The following is a 2850-nucleotide window of genomic DNA, read 5'->3' as shown; positions in this document are numbered from 1 at the left end:
TGTGGAATCGTCGGCTTTAAACCTACTTATGGACTTGTTTCGAGATATGGTCTGGTTGCATTTGCCTCTTCTCTTGATCAGATAGGCCCAATGACAAGATGTTCGCAAGACGCCGCAGACGTGATGTCGATGATCTCTGGCCATGATTCTTGTGACTCCAATACAATAAGACACTCTCTGTCCTTTGATGTTTCGCTTCGAGGGTACTTGAAGGGCCTGAAGTTCGCTATCCCTTCGGAAATGCTTAGCTATCCCGGTCTTGATGAAGAGGTGAAAGAAAGATTTCTTTCCATAACAAGAGACATAGAGAGGTCTGGTGCCGATGTTAAAGTAATATCCATACCTTCTGTCGAATACGCCGTTGCCACATATTATTTGATTGCTCCCGCAGAGGCCAGTTCGAACCTCTCTCGTTATGATGGAATAAGGTTTGGGCCGAGACAGCAGTCAGAGGATTATGAAGGTCTGACAAGCAAGAGCAGAGATAGGGGTTTTGGGAAGGAAGTTAAGAGAAGAATTCTACTTGGTACGTTCACCTTGAGTGCGACTTATTACGATGCTTACTATAGAAAGGCTTTGAAGACTAGACGAGTAATGGCCGGTGAACTAAGCAAAGTGCTAGATGAGTATGATTTCATCTTGAATCCTTCTTCTCCTTTAGTCGCTCCTAGGATAGGCGAAATAACTGACCCACTGGCGTATTACTTGATGGACATCTATACGATTCCGGCGAATGTCGCTGGACTGCCTTCGATCTCAGTTCCTGCAGGTTTTGTCAATGGAATGCCGGTAGGTGTTTTGATGACGGGCAAGAGATTCAGTGATGTCTCCATACTTGATGCCGCCAAAGGAATTGAGGATTTGTCTCCCTCTTTTAGTAATGGGCTTGCGATCATACCAGAAAGGTGGAGAGAGTAATGCTAAGAACTGTTATCGGACTGGAGATTCATGCTCAACTGAAAACAGAAACGAAAGCCTTTTGCAGCTGTAGAGCCGATGTTTTCGATCTCGAACCTAACACTGCAATCTGCCAGTGTGCACTGGGCAGCCAGGCACACTGCCGGTGCTTAACAAGAAAGTAGTAGAGTTCGCAGTTTTGGCGGGAATCGCTATGAACTGCACCATAAACAAACGTTCTGTCTTTGACAGAAAGAATTACTTCTATCCTGACCTACCAAAAGGTTACCAGATAACACAGTACTTCTTTCCGATTGCAGAAAACGGTTATCTCTATCTGGAGAACGGAGAAGAGAAAAGAAAAGTGAGAATTCGCAGGATACATATCGAAGAAGACGCAGGCAAAATGGTGCATCAGGGAACGGATTCTATAACCGGATCGTCAGGAAGCCTCGTAGATCTCAACAGATGCGGTGTCCCTTTAATTGAAATTGTAACCGAGCCCGACCTTCGTAGTCCCTCCGAGGCTCGTATCTTTATGGAGCTTCTAAGAGACACGCTGAGGGCCCTGGAGGTATGCTCTGGAGATATGGAGAAGGGAGCATTACGCTGTGATGCGAATATCTCGATGGTCGATGAGACAGGACGAAGCTCTAATAGAGTAGAGGTAAAGAATATCAATTCCTTCAAGTTCGTTGAAAAGGCACTTGAATTCGAGCAAGAGAGAATCTCAAAAGCGCTCTTATCTGGAGAGGACGTCGCAAAAGAAACAAGGTCCTGGAGCTTTTCGTCCAAAGAGACTTTTTCAATGAGATCGAAGGAAGAAGAAAACGATTATCGGTACTTCCCTGAACCGGATCTTCCAGTTCTGGTAGTCAGTGATGAAGTCATCGAAAGGATCAAAGAAAGTCTTCCCGAGCTACCATGGCAAAAGATCGACAGATTTGTTGAGCAATACTCGCTCCCGAGGTACGATGCAAGCGTACTCTCTTCAGACGGGGACATCGCTTCATACTTCGAAGAAGTCGCTCAGGTCACTGGAAAGCCGAAAGAGAGTTCGAACTGGATAATGGGAGAGGTAATGCGATTCATGAATGACAAGGGACTTACCATCGAAGAGGTCAAGGTAAGTCCGGAACATTTCAAAGAGCTTTTTGATTTAATAGATGAAGGAAAGATCTCCAACAAGATCGCCAAAGATATCTTCCCGACAGTTGTTGAAGAAAAGAAGTCGCCCAGAGAGATAGTAAGAGAAAAGGGGCTTGAACAAATAGATGATGATAAGGTAATCGAGGATGCCCTTCAGAAGGCTATGGTTAACAATCCCGTCGCTGTGCAGCAGTTCAGGGACGGAAAGGAAGGTGTTCTCGGTTACTTCGTAGGAGCTGTAATGAAGGCAACAAGAGGTAAGGCAAATCCATCGAAAGTCAATGAAATCGCAAGGAGGATGCTCAAAGGTTGAAGAGAGCTTTATGTCTGTCACTTGTATTGCTTTTTGGGATTCTTCTTCTTTCCGAAACCCAGTTAAAGCTCAACAACGCAGGATGGAGTGTTTCAGCAGATATCAGGGCTTACGAGGACATCTATTTGACTCTAGCATTGGCTACGGGAATTCCTTACGTTGGTGTCACATATGTTGACAGTTGGGAGGAGTACTCTACCGGATTTTTGAAGTTGAAAATCCAGGACGGCGTTTTCAGAGGATCATTGTTGGCCAGTCACGAAGGTCTATTTATGGGAGTCAGGTATGTGTCTAACACTAATCAGATTCCTATCTTTTCTCACACCGCTCTTGAACTGGAACTTTCGACGGTTAGCAAGATGAAGTATCTTGTAAGAAACTGGGTACGACTCCCTTTAGGTCAGCTTAACGGAGGATTAAGTGTCTTTCTTCACGGAGAGGATTCCTTTTCATTCAACGATATTGGTCTATACCTTTATGCAAAAGAATAT

1 protein-coding gene and 2 pseudogenes are annotated in these 2850 nt (G+C 44.8%); all 3 read left to right on the top strand.

All coding sequences use genetic code 11. From position 1 onward, the window contains the following. Nucleotides 1-918, top strand: a 918-nt coding sequence (locus tag BG32_RS01255; RefSeq protein ID WP_121526278.1) for an amidase family protein, incomplete at its 5' end; no start/stop codon positions are given. Beyond that, nucleotides 918-2359: pseudogene (gene gatB, locus BG32_RS01250) on the top strand (Asp-tRNA(Asn)/Glu-tRNA(Gln) amidotransferase subunit GatB). The gene BG32_RS01255 and the pseudogene gatB, both read left to right, overlap by 1 nt. Next, nucleotides 2356-2850, top strand: a pseudogene (locus BG32_RS01245) (hypothetical protein); the annotation flags it as partial. The pseudogenes gatB and BG32_RS01245, both read left to right, overlap by 4 nt.

The organism is Mesotoga sp. HF07.pep.5.2.highcov (assembly GCF_003666285.1).
Taxonomy (GTDB): Bacteria; Thermotogota; Thermotogae; order Petrotogales; family Kosmotogaceae; genus Mesotoga; species Mesotoga prima.
Note: the sequence above shows the minus strand (reverse complement) of the source record. Positions and strands in the feature narration are given on the sequence as shown.